Source organism: Streptomyces sp. NPDC127197, from assembly GCF_042672405.1.
Classification (GTDB): domain Bacteria; phylum Actinomycetota; class Actinomycetes; order Streptomycetales; family Streptomycetaceae; genus Streptomyces; species Streptomyces flavusporus.
Genome location: NZ_JBHXVG010000013.1, coordinates 217,260 through 237,170, shown reverse-complemented (window position 1 = coordinate 237,170; position 19,911 = coordinate 217,260). Strand labels below are relative to the sequence as shown.

The following is a 19,911-nucleotide window of genomic DNA, read 5'->3' as shown; positions in this document are numbered from 1 at the left end:
GTCAACGTCTTCTGGGCTCTGATCCGTGACCGGCGGTGCTACCAAGCCACGCCTCCTCCGGCCCCTCATGCCGCTTGACTTCCAGATTGGGAAGCACGCTGTCAGATGAAGATGGGCCGGTAATCTCTGGCTGCTCGCACACAGGCCTCGCGTTGCGTCTGGAGGTCGGGCATCATCCGTGCCATGCGTAGGGGGATGCGAAGCAAGTGGTCGCTGTGGCTCGTGGGCCTGGCGCTGACGGCGGGCGGTATTGCAGGTGTGGCTTGGACTTGGGAGGCGGCCCGTACGGATGGTCTCGATCCGGGCGACATGGCCGGAGTTCTCAGCTTCGGTGTCACCGCCGCCCTAGGGCTGGCGGCCTTAGCGCAGGGGTGGGTGAGCTACCGGGCCGACCGTCGCGAGTCTGCCGAGGGGGTACAACTCACTGGCCTCGCCGATACGTTGCGCACGGTGGTCCGACGCCAGTGGGAAGCCGAGGCCCAGGTGCGCCTCCTCTATGGTCCTTATCCACTCGCTGTGTCGTGGCATCAAGCATCACCTGACCTGGTTGAGGAGTGGCCCATCCTGAAGACCGTGGCGACTCGGTGGCCGGGGTCAACAGACGGGGCTGGCTGGGCCAGCGGGCCAGCGGGCCTTGCCGGGAGCGGTAACGAGATCGCTGAGGTGTACTCCGAGCGGATCCCGACGCGCCGGCTGGTGGTCCTCGGCCAGCCCGGGGCTGGCAAGACCGTCCTGCTCATTCGTCTCCTCCTGGACCTGCTCAAGCAACCTGGGAGCGAAGCCATTCCGATCCTCTTCTCCCTAGCCGGGTGGAACCCGGCCGAAGAAGACCTCTATACGTGGATGGCCCAGCGAATGGCGCGGGACTATGCGGGTCTGGGTGCCGCTGCGCCGACTATGTACGAGAGCAGCAACCGTGCCCGGGCATTGCTCGACGCGGGGCTGATCCTGCCGATACTGGATGGCTTCGACGAAATCCCCGCAGCACTTCGCCCGCCAGCTCTGGACGCCATCAACCAAGAACTGCCACCCGGCCAAGGGCTGATCCTCGCCAGCCGTCTCGCGGAATTCCGGGATGCTTCGGCACGCGATTCAGGGGCACCTGTAAAGCTCGCCGGGGCCGCTGGCATCGAGCTGAGGCCGGTCCGTCCTGTGGATGCCGCCGAATACCTGCGTGATACTGCCGAAGGACCGCAGTCAGCCCCTCGTTGGGATCCCGTCATCACCAGCTTGGGAACCCGGGCTCCGGTCGCGCGGGCTCTGCGCACGCCGCTCATGCTCTTCCTCGCACGCACCATCTACAACCCGCGGCCCGGCGAGCGACCCACCAGTCTGCCCGAGCCCGCCGAACTGTGCGACACCGAGCGTCTGCCGACCAAGACAGACGTCGAAAATCACCTGTTCGACGCATACATTCCGGCCGCCTATCGCCCGCACCGTCGCTATCCCTGCCGCTGGACTCCGCAAAAAGCAGAAAGCGCCCTCGTACACCTGGCCCGGCACCAGCAGCGCAACCTTCACGGCGCCTCCGACCTTGCCTGGTGGCAGCTGAACCACGCTCTACCCCAACGCGCTATACCCATGCTGACAGCACTGCCGATTGGCGTGGCCTTCGGACTGCAAGCCTGGCTCTGGCTTGGGCCGATGTACGGGTTCGGGATAGCCGCCATATCCACGCTCGGGAACGAGCGAATATTCAGGCATATGGGCGAAATACGTGAACCCGCATCCAGGCTGCGGTGGTCGCTTAGGCTCGGCGAACTGACAAGCGGAATCGCCAGCGGGGTCGCGATCTGGCTGGTGGCACACCACCTGGTTGCGGCGTTCGCGGGCGGAATCGCGATCGCGCTGGCCCTGGGGTTCTCGCCCAAGCCAGCAGACCTCAACACGGTGGTCGGTCCGGCTGCCCTGCTGCTGCGCGACCGCCGGACGGCAATACTGCCCATGATTATCTACGCGCTGTCAACTTGCCTGCTACTGGGGGCTGGGCCTCTCATCTTCACCGCCTTGTCCGGAGTGTCCCTTGTGGTCGGCCCGTACCTATCGGTGCTCTCCCTCGCGCCTGGTGCGATACCAGGCGCCTGGCTGGCCTTCAACAGGTCAGCCTGGGGCAAATTCACCATAGCCCGTATCTATCTGGCCCTGCGTAAACGGTTACCGATCCGCCTCATGGCCTTCCTTGCCGATGCACACGAGCGACGAGGTGTACTCCGGCAAGTAGGAGGCGTGTACCAGTTCCGACATATCGATCTGCAGCACCGCCTCGCCAGCCGTTCGTAGTCCCGTCTCGCTGGATCTGCTCGGACAGTGCTCATGATCCGCCGACAGTGCTTTCTTCGCGGCCGACTCCTTCACCCCCGGGGGCGAACTTCGCCCAGGAGGCCAGATGGCCGGGGGTGGGGAAGCGGTTCATGACCAGACCAATCTCGGCGACGATGACCGCGGCCGCGGTCGGTCCGATCCCGGGGCTCGGAGAGTTGCGCGATGGCTGCCCCATAACCAGGGGCTATCCCAAGATCCCTGCTACACCACACGGCGGGACACCATCGCACGTCGCCGCCGCTTACCGCCTTAGCCCGCCACCTCACCCAGCTTCCATCCCGTCCGCCGTCGACCCACACACCGTGGAGCGGGCGTGGTTCATGGCGTCCAGGTGGAGCGCACCACTGTACGAACGACCTGGACGCCATGGGCCGCGTCTGCTCGGCTCTGCCTGGGTCGACGGTGGACGGGATGGAAGCACCCCACGCACGCCCCAACGTGCCCGCAGTCGGCAACGGCGCCCCCTCCATCCCGGTGCTGGCCGATCCCCCGCCGGGGGCATGTCTTTGACCCGCATGTGGTTTCCTCACTTCACCCCGCAGCACGTAGCGCGCCGCCTGGCGCGGCCAGCCGGGGCGGAGACAGGAGGCGGGCCGCGCCGTAAGGGCGGCGTGCGCCCGCGCCGTGCGCGGGCCTTGATGAACCCCGACCAGGCGGTGGCGCTCCTCGACTGGATCCGCCGGCGCCCCCGTGGCGGCAAGCGACTGCACGCCTTCTTCGCCACGCTGTACTACTGCGGACCACGCCCTGAAGAGGCCGTAGCCATGCGCGTAGGGGACGTGAGCCTGCCCGACGTCGACGCCGACGACCAGTGGTGCGAACTGATGATCCATACCGCGACTCCGGAAGTCGGCAAGCAGTGGACCGACACGGGAGAGATCCACGAGCAGCGCGACCTCAAGGGCCGCGCGGAAGGGGACACACGCACGGTGCCGGGACATCCTGCCCTGACTCGCATCCTGCGGCAGCACATCGAAGACGAGGAGCTCAAGCCGGGTGATCTTTTGTTCCAGGGTGAGAACGGCGGCATCCTCGCGGGCTCCGTCATCCGCCGGGCCTGGCGCAGCGCTCGCCGGGCAGTCCTGGCTCCGCACGTCTTCGATTCGCCGACCGGAAAGCGTGTGTACGACAACCGGCACACCCGCCTGACCAAGTGGCTCAACGACGGGATCCCGCCCGCACAGGTGGCCGAGTGGGCCGGGAACAGCGTGCCCGTGCTGCTCGCCACCTACGCCCGATGTGTCGACGGGCAGCTGCCGGACCTGAAGAAGCGGCTCGAAGCCGCCGGGGACCTCCCCGACCTCTCCGACGCCGACTGATCCGCCGCCGTGAACTTCGACACGTATTCGACACAGCGACCCGCAGAAACCCGGTGACAGCCGGACAGCCCCGGAGTCCTCCCATGATCGGTAGGGGAGTGCCCGGGGCTTTGTCGTGCCCGTCGATAACCGCTCCGAACAGCAGAAATGCCCTCCCGAAGGAGGGCGGAGCATGGGCGCCCCCGGCAGGACTCGAACCTGCGGCCAAGCGCTTAGAAGGCGCCTGCTCTATCCACTGAGCTACGGGGGCCGGGTGTGGTGGCCTCTGTCGTGGTGCCCGGGTGTGGGCTGATCCGTGACGTTGCCGGGGACAAGGATAAAGCTCCCGGATCCCTGCCCCTGTTGCTTCGCCTCCGTGGCTCGATGTGGAGGTTCGGTGAAGCGGTCCTGATAATCGCAGGCGGGTACGAATCGTGCATCGCTTTTCACGCCACACGCAGCGGGTGTTGTGCACTCGTTATGCCTGGGCTGTGCCTCTGTCCCAGTCGCCCCTTCCGTCCCTTGTGTTCTGTCGGCGCGCAGACATGCTCATATGCTTCAGATATGCCCTAAAATTGGGCATTCTTCGCATGTGGTGACCTTGGACGTACGGCCTCAGCTGCTCGACGCACTTTCCGCGCTGCGCGACCGCGTCGCCGCCGCACGCTTCCCGCTGCCCCTCCCGGGGGCGCCACGCGCGCGTGCCAACCGCGACGAACTGCTCGCTCAGCTCGACGACTACCTGGTGCCCCGGTTGAGAGAGCCCCGAGCGCCGTTGCTGGCCGTCGTGGGAGGTTCCACCGGCGCCGGCAAGTCGACGCTCGTCAATTCCCTGGTGGGCCGACGGGTCAGCGAGGCGGGCGTACTGCGGCCGACGACACGGACGCCGGTGCTGGTGTGCCACCCGGAGGACCATCACTGGTTCAGCGGCATGCGCGTGCTGCCCGACCTCACGCGCGTGTGGGTGCCGCACCAGGAGTCCGACGACGATCTGCTGCTCCCGGGCGAGAACCCCGCGCGCGTGCTGCGCATCGAGACCGCCGACACCGTGCCGCGCGGCCTCGCCCTCCTCGACGCACCGGACATCGACTCCCTGGTCGCCGACAACCGCACCCTGGCGGCCGAGCTCATTTGTGCCGCCGACATCTGGATCATGGTCACCACGGCCGCCCGGTACGCCGACGCCGTGCCGTGGCATCTGCTGCGGACCGCCAAGGAGTACGACGCCACCCTGATCACCGTGCTCGACCGGGTGCCCCACCAGGTGGTGTCCGAGGTCTCCCGGCAGTACGGTGCCCTGCTCACCAAGGCCGGGCTCGGCGACGTACCGCGGTTCACCGTGCCCGAGCTGCCCGAGTCGGCCTGGGGCAGCGGGCTGCTGCCGACCACCGCTGTGGCGCCGCTGCGCACCTGGCTCGTGCATCAGGCCCAGGACCCCGCGGCCCGGCAGCACGCTATGGCCCGTACGGCGTACGGCCTCATCGCCTCGCTCAAGTCCCGGATGCCCGAGCTGGCCAGTGCCGCCGCCGCCCAGTACGCGGCCGCCCTGCGGCTCACCTCCGCCGTCGACTCCGCCTACGACAGTGAGCACGCGCGCGTGCGGGGGCGGTTGCAGGGGGGTGCCGTGCTCGCCGGTGACGCGTTGAAGCGCTGGCGGGCCTTCCCGCTCGACTGCACCGCCGGTGAGCTCCTGGACGCCCTCGTGGAGAGCCTGTGCGAGCTGCTGCTGTGCGCCGTCACCGCCGCCGACGAGCGCATCGACGAGGCCTGGCGGCGCGAGCCGGCAGCGGACGCCCCGGAGCTCGCGGACCGCGACGCGTCCCTGGAGACCGCCGAGCACCGGATCGGGATGGCGGTACGGCGGTGGCGGCGCGAGCTCGAGGAGCACGCCGAGGACGAGGTGCGCCACCTCGACCGCAGCGTCGCTCCAGACCCCGAGGTGGTCTCCGCGCTGGTCGCCACCGTTTTGCTGGGCGGCCACCGGTCCCGGTCCGCGGGCGAGGGGATCGCCGAGCGGATCGGCGCCCACGGTGCGCTGCGGCTGCGGGAACGGGGCGGACGGCTGCTCGGCGAGTACGTGGACCGGGTGATGCACGCCGAACGTGAACGCCGGCTCGCCCCGCTCGACGCCCTCGAAGTCCATCCCGAACCCCAGGCCGAACTCATCGCCGCGCTGTCCGTACTGCAGAAGGAGAGGTGACCGGTGACTGCCGTCACTGACCAGGACCACACGGAGCACGCCGATCCCGACCACCAGGAGGACGCGGCCTCCGAGAACGAGCGCGCAGACGACCGTGCCCCTGTGACGGGCGATTCCGAAAACCGTTCCTCCAGGGAGGGCGCTTCCGGACACAGAGCCTCTGAGCAGGCCGTTTCCGGAATGACCACTGGAATGACCAAGGGGGGCGATTCCGGAAAGAGTGTCTCCAAGGAGGGCGCTGCCGAATGGGACGCCACCAAGGAGAGCGATGCGAGAAAAGGATCCTCCACGGAGGACGACGGCGATCGCGGAAAGCCCCTCCTCGAAGAGGGCGAATCCGTCGAGCGGCGCTTTTGGTGGGGGCGGCGCAAGTCAGGGGAGTCCGGTGCGCAAGGGAACGGGGACCACGCGCGCGTGCAGGCCGACCATGACACCTACCGTGACCGTGCGAGCGATGGCCGTATGGACGCCCGTACCGGATCTCCTGCGGGCTCCCGTCCCCCCTCCCCCGCGGACTCCCGCACCGGCTCTCTGACGGAATCCCGTGCGGACTCGCCTGCGGAATCCCATGCGGACTCTGCTACGGAACCCCACACGGACTCTGTCACGGCCGCCGAAGACACCTGGGACGACGGTCTGATCGCGCGGCGGGTGAACGAGAAGAAGACCGCCGCCGAGCAGCTCGCGGTGGCGGAGAGCAAGCCGTCGGGGCCGCAGACCGTGGCCCCGCTCGCGTACGACGGTCCGACGCGCTCCCGGCTCGACGCGCTGCGCGAACTGGTGGGCCTGTCCCGTACCCGGCTCGACAGCAGGACGCTGGCCGAGGCGAGCCGGGTCCTCGACGAGGCGGCGGCCCGGCGCAAGCTGTCCGGGCAGCACACCGTCGTCGCCATCGCGGGCGCGACCGGCAGCGGCAAGTCGCAGTTGTTCAACGCGCTGGCCGGGGTGGCCATTTCGGAGACGGGCGTACGGCGGCCGACGACCGCCGCGCCCATCGCGTGCAGCTGGAGCGACGGCGCGGCGAGCCTCATCGACCGGCTCGGCATCCCCGGACGCCTGCGTCGCCGCCCGCTGCAGAGCCCCGAGGCGGAGGCGCAGCTGCGCGGGCTCGTCCTGGTCGATCTGCCCGACCTCGACTCGGCGGCCGTACAGCACCGCGAACAGGCCGAGCGGCTGCTGGCGCTCGTCGACGCGGTCATCTGGGTCGTGGATCCCGAGAAGTACGCCGACGCCGTGCTGCATGAGCGCTATCTGCGGCCCATGGCCGGGCATGCGGAGGTCATGTTCGTCGTCCTCAACCAGATCGACCGGCTCCCCGGGGAGGCGGCCCACCAGGTGCTCGACGATCTGCGGCGGCTGCTGGACGAGGACGGGATCGCCCTGGGGGAGTACGGCGAACCGGGCGCGACCGTGCTCGCACTGTCCGCGCTCACCGGTGACGGCATCGGGGAACTGCGCGAGGCGCTCGGCCAGTTCGTGGCGGAGCGCGGTGCCGCAGCCCGCCGCATCCTGGCCGACCTGGACGCCGCGGCGGTGCGGCTGTGGCCGGTGTACACCACCGGGCGACGCACCGGGCTCAGCGAGCGGGCGCGGGACGAGTTCTCCGCGCGGCTGGCCGACGCCGTGGGCGCCACCGCCGCCGGCGAGGCCGCCGAGCGGGCCTGGCTGCGCAACGCCAACCGCGCGTGCGGGACGCCCTGGCTGCGGTTGTGGCGCTGGTTCCTGGAGCGGAGCGAACCCACCACGGGTCGGCTGCCGGTGCGCACGCAGGCGGACGAGCAGGCCACGGCGCGGCAGCGCGTCGAGCAGGCGGTGCGGACGGTGTCCGACCGGGCGTCGGCAGGGCTGCCGGCGCCCTGGGCGCAGGCCGTGCGCGAGGCGGCCGTACGCGGCTCCCAGGGGCTGCCCGAGGCACTGGACGAGCTGGCGGCGCGGGCCGGGCTGCCGACGGGACGGCCACCGACACCGGGCTGGTGGCCGGTGGCCGTACTGGCGCAGGCGTCCATGACGCTCCTGCAAGTCGTCGGCGGGCTGTGGCTGGTGGGGCAGATCGTCGGGGTCATGTCGCCGAATCTCGGGGTGCCGGTGCTGCTGATGGTGGCCGGGATCATCGGCGGCCCGCTCGTCGAGTGGAGCTGCAAGATGGCGGCCCGGGGACCGGCCCGGCGGTACGGACTGGAGGCGGAACGGCGGCTGCGGGAGGCCGCGGCCGGGTGCGGTCGGGCCCGGGTACTCGATCCGGTGGCGTCGGAGCTGCTGCGGTACCAGGAGATTCGTGACCAGTACGGGCGGGTCATCGGGGCGAGGGCCGGGGTGAGGTAGCCGCTCGGAAGGCCGGCCACACCGGTGGGGCGTGCGGGAGGGGATCCCTCGAACGAGTGGTGGAGTTATCCACAGGCTGGGGATGATCCACAGCCCTCTGCGGGCTCGGCTCGGCGGAGGCAGTCTGGCTTCGCGGCGATCGCGACGGACGCGGTCGCCACGACAGCGGCGGTGTGCGCAGGGATGGCGGCCGCCGCGGCAGACGCAGCCGTACGGGACGGGCCCGTACGCATGCCTGCCCGGCGCGAGCGGCTGGGCGGGGGAGGGGAGCCAGAAGATGAACGAGACGATGGTCTGCGCGGTGGGCAACGTGGCGACGCAGCCGGTCTACCGGGAGCTGGCGGCGGGACCGTCGGCGCGGTTCCGGCTGGCGGTGACCGCCCGGTACTGGGACCGCGAGAAGAGCACATGGACGGACGGGCACACCAACTTCTTCACGGTGTGGGCCAATCGGCAGCTGGCCACCAACGCGGCGGCGTCCCTGTCGGTGGGCGATCCCGTCATCGTGCAGGGCAGGCTGAAGGTACGGACGGACGTGCGCGAAGGGCAGAGCTGGACCTCGGCCGACATCGACGCCGTGGCGATCGGCCATGATCTGGCGCGCGGCACCTCGGCCTTCCGGCGCGCGAACCCCAAGAGCGAGACGGAGACGACCGGTTCGCCGGCACAGCCCGAGCCCGCCTGGGAGACGCCCGTCGCCGACAGCGCAGGCACGGAGCTCCAACAGCGGCCGGAACCCGCGGCGGTGACGTGACGTCGGCTACGGGCCGGTTCCGCCCCGGAGCCGTACGAGAGTGACCGAACTGCGGCTTATCGGCGAATGCACCCCGGACGGCCATGGTGGATTTGTCGATAAGCCCTGTTCGTGGGCCTCCTGGCGATAACGATTCCGAGTCGGATTGTCGGCCCGGCGGGATCACTGGGAAAGGTGGTGCGCCCGCATCCCTAGGATGCCGGGCATGGCTCTCGGGGTCTGAGATTCTGCTGGTGGGACCGTACCCCCCACGTCAACGGGTCCTGCTCGAAGGGGAATTCTGTGTTTTCTTCGTTCTCCGCACTGTCCGTGTGCGGGCGACGGGCGGCCCGTCTCGCCGCCGTGACGCTGGTGTCGGGACTGACCGTCGCCGCCGGGCCGGCCATGGCGGCGCCTGCCGCGGCCGACTCAGGGGCGGCGCAGACCCATGGCGGGGCGGCGGCCACCATGAGCGGCCTGAAGACCTACGGCGCGGCGGTGGTCCACGCCGCTGAGGGCGACCTGGAGATATCCGCGGGCCTGTTTGAGATGTCCGTCGAGGGCGGCGGCACGCTGCAGACGTACTGCGTCGACCTGCACAACCCCACCCAGAAGGACGCCAAGTACCACGAGACGCCGTGGAGCGGCACCTCGCTGGGCGCCAACGACGACGCGGGCCGGATCCGCTGGATTCTGCAGAACTCCTACCCGCAGGTGAACGACCTCGCGGCGCTCGCGAAGAAGGCAGGCATCCGCGGCGGCCTCACCGAGCAGGACGCCGCGGCCGGCACCCAGGTGGCCATCTGGCGCTACTCGGACGGGGTGGACGTCGACGCCGTCGACCCGGAGGCCGAGAAGCTCGCGGACCACCTGGAGAAGAGCGCCCGTGACGCGGCGGAACCCGAGGCGTCACTGACCCTCGACCCGCCCGCGCTCTCCGGCCACCCCGGTGAGCTGCTCGGCCCGGTGACGGTGCGCACCGACGCGGACAGTGTGACGGTGACCCCGCCGCCGGACGCCGCCGCCGACGGAGTGCGGATCGTCGGCAAGGACGGCAAGGACGTCACCACCGCGACGGACGGCAGCCAGCTGTTCTTCGAGGTGCCGGCGGACGCGGCGGCCGGTTCGGCCGAGCTGACCGTCCAGGCCTCGACGACCGTGCCCGTGGGCCGGGCCTTCGCCTCCGAGAGCAGAAGCCAGACGCAGATCCTGGCCGGCTCCAGCGAGTCCACGGTCTCGGCGACGGTGAGCGCGACGTGGGCGGAGAAGGGCCCGATACCCGCGCTGTCCGCGCAGGAGAACTGCGCCGAGGGCGGCGTGGACATCACGGCCGTCAACCAGGGCGACGAGGCCTTCACCTTCGAGCTGATGGGCGCCGAGCACACCATCGGCGCCGGTGAGTCGCGCACCGTGACCATCCCGCTCCAGGAGGACCAGGCCTACGACTTCACGATCACCGGACCCGGCGGCTACGAGAAGCGCTTCGCCGGCGTGCTCGACTGCCGCACCCAGGCCGGCGAGGCTGATGACGCCGGTGAGTCGACGCAGATCCTCAGCGAGCCGAGCCCGGCCACGGCAGGCGGCACCGCCTCCGACGTGAACCTCGCCGCCACCGGCAGTTCCGACGCGACCCCGTTGATCGCGGGCGTGGCCATCGGGTTGGTCGTGATCGGCGGCGCGGCCCTGGTCGTGGTCCGCAGGAAGAAGTCGTAACCGTCGGCGAACCCGCAGTCAGGAGCCTCGGACTTTCTCTGTGATCGCGCTGCGGCGCGCCTCGTGACACGTCTGTGACAGTCGGCGGACACCGTCGTGAAGTCGCCCGGGCAGGCTTTTCAAAAGAGGGCAAATAGCACTATTCGGGCATACATCTCCTGCTTCCGCGGGTGTGAGCAGTGATGACCGAGCCGATCCGTCGGAGGAAATCCCATGAGCCTCACAGTCACCATGCCGCACGTCGAAGCCCCCGCACCTGCGCTGGCTCCGCGTGAGCGGGAGACACTGCGGCATATCGCCGAAGGGCGCACCTACCTGCAAACGGCCCGCCACATGGGACTCTCCAAGCACACGGTCGACGCCTACCTCCGCCGTATCCGGGCCAAGCTCAACATCAACAGCACGGCCGAACTCACCCGACTGGCCATCTCCCTGGGGCTGTGACGCCGGCCGTCCGAGCCCGACGGGGGCACCAGCCAAAAGGCCCCGGACCGATCATGGTCCGGGGCCTTTGACGGCACCAACCGTCCACTCGCTGCACCCGCCCCGCAGCCCGTCAGTGGGCTTCGTGACGGAAGTCGCATCAGTCGCGGCTGCGGCGTTGTCACAGAACAGAGCATCTCCTTGTCAATCACCCGGAAATGAGCAAATCGACTCCTACACTCCACACTGCCCATCTCCCGGCGATCGGAGGACGACAGCTCGATGACCATGACCAGCACTGACAGGGTGGCATTCGGTAAGCAGACAAACACGTCCGAGGTGTCCGACATGGCGTTCGCGCTGCTCGACGAGCAGGGGACGGTGGTCGCCTGGACGCAGGCCGCCGAGCGGCTTGTCGGATACTCCGCCGGGGACATGGCGGGCCGGTCCGCCGCACTCGTAGTGCCGTCCTTCGGTGAAGCGCCGACGATGTCGGTGTTCGTCGAGCAGTGCCGTACCCGGAACGGCTGGTCGGGCGCTTCGGCGGTGCGCCACCGTGACGGCCGCGTGCTCGACATCAACCTGCGGATCTCCATGGTGCAGGGGCGGGACGGAGCAGTGCGGTGGCTTGCGTCCGTGACCGACATCGGCGTGCCGTCGGGGGAAGCGGGGAGCGGATCGGTGCGGGGGTCGCTGCTCGACTGCGCGCCGATCGGCGTCGTCGTTCGTGATCTGGAGTTGCGTTGCACCTGGGTGAACGACGCGATGGAGGGCCACGACGGCATTTCCCCTGGCCGGCGGCTCGGAAGCCGACTCACCGATGCGTGGTCCGGGGTCGAGGCCGAAACGGTCGAGGCGGTGATGCGGCAGGTGCTCCGGAGCGGTAGCACCAAGGTCCACGAGTACCGGACGTGGCTGCCGACGAGTCTGGGCCAGGAGCACCCGTTCGCGGCTTCGTTCTCCCGTCTCCAAGGCGCCGACGGCCAGGCGCTGGCGGTGTGCACCATCAGCGTCGACGTCACCGAGAGCCGGCGGGCGCGCGAGCGGCTCGCCATCCTCAGCGAGGTCGGCACGCGCCTTGGCAGGACCCTGGATGTGATGCAGACCGGTCAGGAGCTGGCCGATCTTGCCGTGCCCCTGTTCGCCGACTTCGTCGCCGTGGACCTGGAGCAGTCGGTCCCGTTCTGCGAGGGCCCCCCGGTCCGCATCGGCTCGATGACCGAGCGCCTCCCCGTGTTCCGACGCGCCGGCCTGGCCTCGATCCGCCAAGGGGTCCCGGAATCCCCGTGGGTGCGCGGTGAGCCGGTCCCCATGGGACCCGCCTCACCCGTCGCCGACATCCTGCGCACCGGCAGGTCCCGCCTGGAGCCGTTCCTGGACACCGCTCCGGGCGCATGGATCGACCAGGATCCGGTACGGGCGCAGAAGATCCGTGAGAGCGGCGTGCACTCCCTGATGGTCGTGCCCATCTGCGCGCGGCGCGCCCTGCTGGGCGTGGCCGTGTTCATGCGCACCGAGGATCCGGTGCCGTTCCAGGAGGTCGATCTGCTCCTGGCCGAAGAGTTCGTCAGCCGCGCTGCGGTGTCGTTGGAAAACGCACGCCAGTACACGCGCGAGCAGACCACAGCACTCGCGCTGCAACGCAATCTGCTCCCGCACCGTTTGAGGGGCGGTACGGCGGTCGAGGTGGCCTCGCGCTACCTGCCCGCCGACATCGACCGCGGCGTCGGAGGCGACTGGTTCGATGTGATTCCGCTGTCCGGCGCCCGGGTGGCGCTCGTCGTCGGCGATGTGGTCGGACACGGCCTCAACGCCGCCGCGACCATGGGCAGGCTCCGCACCGCCGTCCGCACGCTCGCCGACATGGAGCTGCCCCCCTACGAACTGCTGGCCCGCCTCGATGACACGGTTCAGCGACTGGCGGAACCGGACGCCGACGCCCCGGACCAGGCTCCCGCGGCGGTGGGCGCCACCTGTCTGTATGCCGTCTACGACCCGGTCACCCGGAAGTGCACCATGGCAGCCGCCGGGCACCCCCCGCCCGCGATCATCGACCCGAAGGGCCAGGTCACCTTCCCCGACCTTCCCACCGGAGCCCCGCTCGGCATCGGGCTGGTGATCCCTTTCGAGGCCGTGGAGCTGGAACTGCCCGAGGGAAGCCTCCTCGCCCTCTACACCGACGGACTGATCGAGTCCCGCGACCACGACATCGAGGAGGGAATGCACCGCCTGGGCACCGCCCTCGCGCAACCGGGTCGCTCCCTGGAAGACCTCTGCACCCGCGCGATAGAGCCCTTTCAGGGTCAGGCGGAGTGCGACGACGTCACCCTGCTCCTGGTCCGCACCCGCTCGCTCAGCCCGACCCAGGTCGCCTCCTGGACGCTGCCCAGTGACCGGACCACTGTCCGCCGCGCCCGGAACCTGGCAGCCCGTCAGCTGGCCGAATGGGACCTGGAAGGTCTCGAGGACGCCACGAAGCTGATCGTCAGCGAACTGGTCACCAACGCCGTCCGCCACAGCACCGGCCCGATCGGTCTGCGTCTGATCCAGCACCAGGTCCTGACCGTCGAAGTGTCCGACACCGACGTCTGCTCCCCGCGTATGCGTAGCGCACGCACCATGGACGAGAACGGCCGCGGCCTCTACCTGGTCGCCCAGCTGTCCCGCAGATGGGGCTGCCGCCCGGTGCCGGGCGGCAAGGTTGTCTGGGCCGAAGCGGACCTCGCCCACACATCCGGCCCCCGATCGTCCGTGCTGCCCGTCCACGCGCCAACGTCAAGCACGTGAGGGAGGTGAGCGACCCCCCGGGGAACCACGGGGAACCACGGCGACACGCGGGCGCCACGCAGCGCGACGGCCCTTGACCGTTTCGCCAGGTCAGGGGCCGTTTTCGCTGCTCCCAGCGCCGAGGCGGTGGGATGTGAACCCACGGTGACATCGCTGCCGCGCGTCACATGCGGGCGAGGATCTCCGCCTTCTTGGCCGCGAACTCTTCCTCCGAGAGGATGCCCGCATCTCGCAGTTCCGCGAGCTGCCGCAACTGCTCGACAGGCGTACTCGCCTGCGCCGCGGGAGCCGCGTCCTGAACAGGGTGAGCAGCGGCGGGAGGGGTCTGCCCAGGGTCAGGGATCTTTCCGAGCACCAAGTCGGTGAGCAGAGCCTTGATGCCGGGGGCCGAGGCGTGTGGCACTCGGAACTCGATCGTGTTACCCGAGGCGATCACCACCACCTTGGTGTACATCAGGCCGTCCCGCTTGGTCACCACACTGGAGATGTTCTTGACCGGGATCATCTCGGTACCCGCATTGGAGCTACGGACCCCCGTGGCCAGGAGCGACGCGCCGCCAGTCAGGAAGCCCGCCGTAAGCTTGCCGGCGCTCACACCACGGGCTCGGGCCCACTCGACCCGATCGTGATAGATGGCCACGTCCGCGTTCTTGCCATCGATGTGGCTCTTGAAGGTCATCAGCGCATTGCTGGACATGAGGTGCTCCTGACTCCAATGCGGCGTTTATACGTGCCGCCCGCAATGAGACACACACCGGGAGGCAAAGGTTGTGTGAACGCAGCGGCACGATCCACGGCCGCCCGACGGCGATGACGGCAACGCTGACGGCAACGAGCGCGGACGACGACGGCACCCGGCAGCTTGCCGCGGAAGCGGCGCGGACCCGATGGGTCAGGCCGCCGGGGTGTGCCCGCATCTTCTAAGCACTTGGCCACGGCTTCGAGTCAGCAGCCGGGCCAGGACGGGCGTGCCAGGTGCGTGCCAGAGCGGCTGCGCGGCCTCATCCGGGTGCAGGCACTCGTCCTCGATCTGCCGCGCCGTCCGGATCCGTGTGGTGCTCCCTTTCAGCGCTCGGAACGGACAAATGCCGTCCCGAACGCGTAGCGGGCAGGGCTCAGGGGTGGGTGAGCGCCCAGTCAAGGGCGTAGTCGGCGACCTCCTGCCAGCCGTCCTGGACGGGCATCAGGTGGGAGCGGCCGGGAAACACCTTGACCTCGGTGGTGGTGCCCTCCGCCTTGTAGTGCTTGGCGTTGGACATCTGGACCTTCGGGGGCATGAGGTGGTCGTACTCGCCGGAGAGGAACAGCAGGGGTGCCCGGTCGGCGTTGTGGAAGTCCACGTACGTATCGGTGTGGCCGGGGCGGAGGTTGGCCAGCGAACTGCTCCAAACGATGCTGCCTGGCGAGGGGATGTGGTAGCGCTCATACGTGGTGCGGGCCTGGTCCTCGGGAAACGTGTTCGCAAAGGCGTAGCACCATTGGTCGAAGTCCAGTCCGACGGCGCGGTGCCGGTTGGCGGGGTTCTTCAGGACGGGGAAGAGGGACCGGATCTGGGACAGCGGTACGACGGGCACGCCCTCGGCGGGTGCGGAGTTGATCACCACTCCGGCGGCGCCGAGGCCGCGGTCCAGGAGGATCTGGGTGAAAGCGCCGCCGGCGGAGTGACCCATCACTATGGGCGGCCGGTCCAGCCCCGTGATCAGCCTCTCGAGGCTGGAGATGATTGCCGGAACGGTCACAGTCTCGATCGGGGTCGGGTCGGCGTTGAGGGCCTCGACCTCCACCTCGAATCCCGGGTACGGCGGCGCGATGACACGGAAGCCCTTGTTCTCGTAGTGGGCGATCCAGCTCTCCCAGGCCCGCGGCGTCACCCAGAAGCCGTGGACGAGGACGATGGTGTCGGGTTGCATCAGTGTGCTCCTGGGCGGATGGGCCGATGGCCGGTCATGATCTGTCGAAGGACGACGCGAGGCGCTTCACTACCGGATGCGACGGGGTGCGACGGCCGGGATGTCGCTGTCCACGGTCGCCAATGACGCACCAGGACGGCGGCTCTTACGCACTGCCCCACCGCTGAGGCCGGTCACCCCGTCGACTCTGTCGAGGCGTTGGGCGGCGGTCATCGGCCGAAGCCCAGAAGTAGGGAAGGCCGACGACGGACACATTGCTGGCTTTTGCGGGACAGATGCATTCGTCGGTTCCCGTGCGGCCGAGACCTGTCCGACTCGCCTGTAGCCGGCGCAAAAGGGGTCCAGGTCTGATTTCGTTGCCGCGTTCGCCACGAGTCTCCGCCACCTCTCTGTCCTGGTGGTCAATCTCGAATCTCGAATCTCTAAGACCGAAAGGCTCCGGCAACTGTGACGGCAGGGCCCCAAATTTGCCTTTGGGGCAAGTAAGTTGATCCCCGGTTTCGTGGGAGATCCTCAAGACCGCCGGCGTGTTTGTCGTCCAGGAGTAGCGACTGTCCCCGAACGAGGTCGATCAGGTGATCGACCAGCTGCGCGAGAAGGCCTCCGGGATCGATACCGTCTGCCGGTAGTCGAGCCGCCTACGGGGGCCGCTGGATCACCTGCGCCCTACGGCGCAAGGGCGGGGTCCGCCCAGACTGCCTTGGCGGTCCGCGCATGCCGTCCACTTGCTCCGCCTGCCTCACAGCCCGACAGTGGCCTCATGGCCGGACTGGAACCGTCACGGTTGCGACGTTGTCACAGATCAGACCCTCATCCGGTCAATCGACCGAAAGGGAAATCACGGCGGCCCAGCCAGGCAGTAATCGCACGATCGGCATGACTGTGCGTGCACGGGTTCAAGCCCTCCAGCATCTCTCGCCCCTCGGGCGCGCCGTGCTGCTGGGTGTCTCGTCCGAGGCGGATAGTTACCGTTGGGCCGGCTGATGGTCCATTACCGCGTGCGAGGAATGAGGAACGGAGTTCTTCGATGGTCGACGAGCCGATCTTGGTGCTTGCGGCAACCGGCGGACAGGGCAGGGCTGTGACCGACGCGCTGCTGGACCGCCGGGCCCGGGTCCGGGCACTGGTTCGTGACCCGGACCGGAGAGCCGCGCGGGAACTGGCCGAGCAGGGCGCCGAAGTGGTGGCGGGATCGCTGAGCGATCGTGGGTCGCTCGCCGCGGCGATGAGTGGGGTGGCGGGTGTCTTCGCGTTCACCACACCCTTCGAGGCCGGCGTGGAGGCGGAGGTGGGCCAGGGGCGGGCCATCCTCTCCGCAGCGACGCAGGAGCGCGTCCCGCATCTCGTGTTCAGTTCTGTGGCCGGGGCCGACCAGGAGAGCGGGGTACCGCATTTCGACAGCAAGGCGCGCATCGAAGCGGAGCTGGCCTCCGGTGATGTGCCGTACACGATTCTGGGGCCGACGTACTTCTTCGACAACGCCCTGGGGGGAGCGGAGCGTATCCTCGGCGGCGTTCTTGATCTGCCGTTGCCGCCCGATCGGCCGTTGCAGCAGCTTGCCCGTCCCGACCTGGGCGCGTTCGCGGCGGAAGTGCTGCTCAACCCCGCTCCCTACGCCGGGCGGCGTATTGAGCTGGCCGGCGATGCACCCACTCCCAGGCAGATGGCGGCCGCGCTCAGCGCGGCGATCGGACGGGAAGTCCGGCATGAACAGGTACCGCTGGCGGCAGTCGGCGATCCGGACATGCATGCGATGTGGACGTTTCTGAACGGTCCCGGCTATCGCGTCGACATCCCCGCACTCCACGATGCTCACCCGGAGATTCGCTGGACCCTCTTCGCGGACTGGGCGCACGACACGTGGGCGACCGCCCGCTGAACCGTCCGTCGCCTGGAGGACGCCCCGCAGAACCCCCCGTCTCGCGCCGGCCCCGCACCGCTGATCTTACGGATTCACGCGATGCGGCGCGTCGGCGTTGCCGACGAGTGCGGACAGGGCGGGCCGGAGTGGCGGGTCACGGAATCGGCAAACCGGAATGCCGCCCGACGCGGGGGCGGGCAGGTACGGCTCGGGCGAGGCCAGCCACACTCCGAACGGCAGCGGCACCGGGTATGCCGAGGCGGCCGGGCCGGCCGGGGTCCAGGTCTTTCCCGTCTGCGGATGGGCCGGCACGAGGCCGCGTCTGCGTCGGGGGCGGGCCGTCCCGGTCCCGCCAGGACGGCGTGCCGTGCCGGCGGACCCGCGCAGCAGGGCGTCGAGGATGCGTTGGAACACCTCCGGGATCAGACCGTCTGGGACGGTCACCGGCCGGCCCTCCGAGGCCGCCGGCAGGTGGGCGAGCGCCCGGCCGGCCGCCGCCTCCCACTGCGGGCTCCAGGAGCAACGACGACCGACAGTGACAGTCGACCTACCGCCCCCAGCCGCAAACCCCAGGTCACAGCCCCCCGACCATACGCGTTTCCCCCCAGGCCTGGCCGTCAGGCAAGATGGGGTGTATCTGCCCACTGCCAGTTTCAAGCTGCCGGACGGTTTCTCTTGGCTGAGTTCATTTACACCATGCGCAAGGCGCGCAAGGCGCACGGCGACAAGGTGATCCTCGACGACGTCACCCTGAACTTCCTTCCGGGTGCCAAGATCGGCGTCGTCGGCCCGAACGGTGCCGGTAAGTCGACCGTGCTGAAGATCATGGCGGGGCTGGAGCAGCCCTCCAACGGTGACGCGTTCCTGACGCCCGGCTACAGCGTCGGCATCCTGCTCCAGGAGCCCCCGCTGAACGAGGAGAAGACCGTCCTGGAGAACGTCCAGGAGGGTGTCGCCGAGATCAAGGGCAAGCTCGACCGGTTCAACGAGATCGCCGAGCTGATGGCGACCGACTACTCGGACGCGCTCCTCGAGGAGATGGGCAAGCTCCAGGAGGAGCTCGACCACGCGGAGGCCTGGGACCTCGACGCCCAGCTCGAGCAGGCGATGGACGCCCTGGGCTGCCCGCCCGGCGACTGGCCCGTCACCAACCTCTCCGGTGGTGAGAAGCGTCGCGTCGCGCTGTGCAAGCTGCTGCTGGAGCAGCCCGACCTGCTGCTCCTCGACGAGCCCACCAACCACCTCGACGCCGAGTCCGTGAACTGGCTGGAGCAGCACCTGGCCAAGTACCCGGGCACCGTCGTGGCCGTCACCCACGACCGGTACTTCCTCGACAATGTCGCCGGGTGGATCTGCGAGGTCGACCGTGGCCGTCTGCACGGCTACGAGGGCAACTACTCCAAGTACCTGGAGACCAAGGCCGCCCGCCTCAAGGTCGAGGGCCAGAAGGACGCCAAGCGGCAGAAGCGTCTGAAGGAAGAGCTCGAGTGGGTGCGGTCCAACGCCAAGGGGCGGCAGGCCAAGTCCAAGGCGCGACTGGCCCGCTACGAGGAGATGGCCGCCGAGGCCGAGAAGATGCGGAAGCTGGACTTCGAGGAGATCCAGATCCCGCCGGGGCCGCGGCTCGGCAACGTGGTCGTCGAGATCAACAACCTCAGCAAGGCTTTCGGCGAGAAGGTCCTGATCGACGACCTCTCGTTCACGCTGCCGCGGAACGGGATCGTGGGTGTCATCGGTCCGAACGGTGCCGGCAAGACGACCCTGTTCAAGATGATCCAGGGTCTGGAGGAGCCCGACGCCGGTTCGATCAAGGTCGGCGACACCGTCAAGATCTCCTACGTCGACCAGAGCCGCGAGCACATCGACCCGAAGAAGACGCTGTGGGCCGTTGTCTCGGACGAGCTGGACTACATCAACGTCGGGCAGGTGGAGATGCCCTCGCGGGCGTACGTCTCCGCCTTCGGCTTCAAGGGGCCGGACCAGCAGAAGCCGGCCGGTGTTCTGTCCGGCGGTGAGCGCAACCGGCTGAACCTCGCGCTCACCCTCAAGCAGGGCGGCAACCTGCTGCTCCTCGACGAGCCGACCAACGACCTCGACGTCGAGACGCTGTCGTCGCTGGAGAACGCGCTGCTGGAGTTCCCGGGCTGCGCCGTGGTCGTCTCCCACGACCGGTGGTTCCTCGACCGTGTGGCCACGCACATCCTCGCCTACGAGGGTGACTCCAAGTGGTTCTGGTTCGAGGGCAACTTCGAGTCGTACGAGAAGAACAAGATCGAGCGCCTCGGTCCGGACGCCGCGCGTCCGCACCGCGCCACCTACAAGAAGCTGACCCGGGGCTGATC

The 19,911-nt window shown here is 69.0% G+C and carries 13 protein-coding genes, 1 tRNA gene and 1 pseudogene; 10 read left to right on the top strand and 5 right to left on the bottom strand.

Annotated elements, in window-relative coordinates:
• Window positions 1-222 precede the first annotated feature (222 nt).
• Entirely contained in the window at window positions 223-2,280 is a 2,058-nt protein-coding gene (locus tag ACFVJQ_RS22225) for an NACHT domain-containing protein (protein WP_385786088.1), read from the top strand.
• A 31-nt stretch (window positions 2,281-2,311) separates the two neighbouring features.
• Here the strand turns inward: ACFVJQ_RS22225 and ACFVJQ_RS22220 are convergent, their stop codons facing one another.
• Window positions 2,312-2,497: a transposase gene (locus ACFVJQ_RS22220; protein ID WP_385786085.1), complete on the bottom strand. Its 186-nt coding sequence runs from the start codon at window positions 2,495-2,497 to the stop codon at window positions 2,312-2,314.
• Between the two features lie 463 nt (window positions 2,498-2,960).
• Between ACFVJQ_RS22220 and ACFVJQ_RS22215 the strand changes: the two genes are divergently transcribed.
• A complete protein-coding gene (locus ACFVJQ_RS22215; RefSeq protein ID WP_385786082.1) occupies window positions 2,961-3,641 on the top strand; it encodes a hypothetical protein in 681 nt (226 codons plus the stop codon).
• A 177-nt stretch (window positions 3,642-3,818) separates the two neighbouring features.
• Here the strand turns inward: ACFVJQ_RS22215 and ACFVJQ_RS22210 are convergent.
• Window positions 3,819-3,891: transfer RNA gene (locus ACFVJQ_RS22210), tRNA-Arg, on the bottom strand.
• Between the two features lie 321 nt (window positions 3,892-4,212).
• Between ACFVJQ_RS22210 and ACFVJQ_RS22205 the strand changes: the two genes are divergently transcribed.
• The 6 genes from ACFVJQ_RS22205 (at window position 4,213) to ACFVJQ_RS22180 (ending at window position 13,798) form a co-directional block, all read left to right on the top strand.
• Entirely contained in the window at window positions 4,213-5,820 is a 1,608-nt protein-coding gene (locus ACFVJQ_RS22205; protein WP_385510308.1) for a dynamin family protein, read from the top strand.
• Between the two features lie 180 nt (window positions 5,821-6,000).
• Entirely contained in the window at window positions 6,001-8,142 is a 2,142-nt protein-coding gene (locus tag ACFVJQ_RS22200) for a GTPase (RefSeq protein ID WP_385786079.1), read from the top strand.
• Window positions 8,143-8,419: 277 nt separating this feature from the next.
• Complete coding sequence (locus ACFVJQ_RS22195) at window positions 8,420-8,896, top strand: single-stranded DNA-binding protein (protein ID WP_385510309.1); 477 nt, start codon at window positions 8,420-8,422, stop codon at window positions 8,894-8,896.
• A 282-nt stretch (window positions 8,897-9,178) separates the two neighbouring features.
• The gene (locus tag ACFVJQ_RS22190; RefSeq protein WP_385510310.1) at window positions 9,179-10,588 is read left to right on the top strand and encodes a TQXA domain-containing protein; all 1,410 of its coding nucleotides are present in this window, start codon (window positions 9,179-9,181) and stop codon (window positions 10,586-10,588) included.
• Between the two features lie 213 nt (window positions 10,589-10,801).
• Window positions 10,802-11,032, top strand: a complete 231-nt coding sequence (locus ACFVJQ_RS22185; RefSeq protein WP_385510311.1) for a response regulator transcription factor — start codon at window positions 10,802-10,804, stop codon at window positions 11,030-11,032.
• Window positions 11,033-11,359: 327 nt separating this feature from the next.
• Entirely contained in the window at window positions 11,360-13,798 is a 2,439-nt protein-coding gene (locus ACFVJQ_RS22180; RefSeq protein ID WP_385510312.1) for a SpoIIE family protein phosphatase, read from the top strand.
• Between the two features lie 163 nt (window positions 13,799-13,961).
• Here the strand turns inward: ACFVJQ_RS22180 and ACFVJQ_RS22175 are convergent, their stop codons facing one another.
• Both ACFVJQ_RS22175 and ACFVJQ_RS22170 read right to left on the bottom strand, forming a co-directional pair.
• Entirely contained in the window at window positions 13,962-14,495 is a 534-nt protein-coding gene (locus ACFVJQ_RS22175; RefSeq protein WP_385510313.1) for an SHOCT domain-containing protein, read from the bottom strand.
• A gap of 418 nt (window positions 14,496-14,913) precedes the next feature.
• The gene (locus ACFVJQ_RS22170) at window positions 14,914-15,708 is read right to left on the bottom strand and encodes an alpha/beta hydrolase (protein ID WP_385510314.1); all 795 of its coding nucleotides are present in this window, start codon (window positions 15,706-15,708) and stop codon (window positions 14,914-14,916) included.
• A gap of 1,027 nt (window positions 15,709-16,735) precedes the next feature.
• On the opposite strand from ACFVJQ_RS22170, the gene ACFVJQ_RS22165 reads away from it, so the two are divergent.
• A complete protein-coding gene (locus ACFVJQ_RS22165; RefSeq protein WP_385510316.1) occupies window positions 16,736-17,587 on the top strand; it encodes an NmrA/HSCARG family protein in 852 nt (283 codons plus the stop codon).
• 120 nt (window positions 17,588-17,707) lie between these two features.
• Here the strand turns inward: ACFVJQ_RS22165 and ACFVJQ_RS22160 are convergent.
• Window positions 17,708-18,088, bottom strand: a pseudogene (locus ACFVJQ_RS22160) (hypothetical protein); the annotation flags it as partial.
• A gap of 156 nt (window positions 18,089-18,244) precedes the next feature.
• Between ACFVJQ_RS22160 and ettA the strand changes: the two are divergent.
• Window positions 18,245-19,909, top strand: coding sequence for an energy-dependent translational throttle protein EttA (gene ettA / locus ACFVJQ_RS22155; RefSeq protein WP_224733067.1), 1,665 nt, complete (start codon window positions 18,245-18,247; stop codon window positions 19,907-19,909).
• Window positions 19,910-19,911 lie beyond the last annotated feature (2 nt).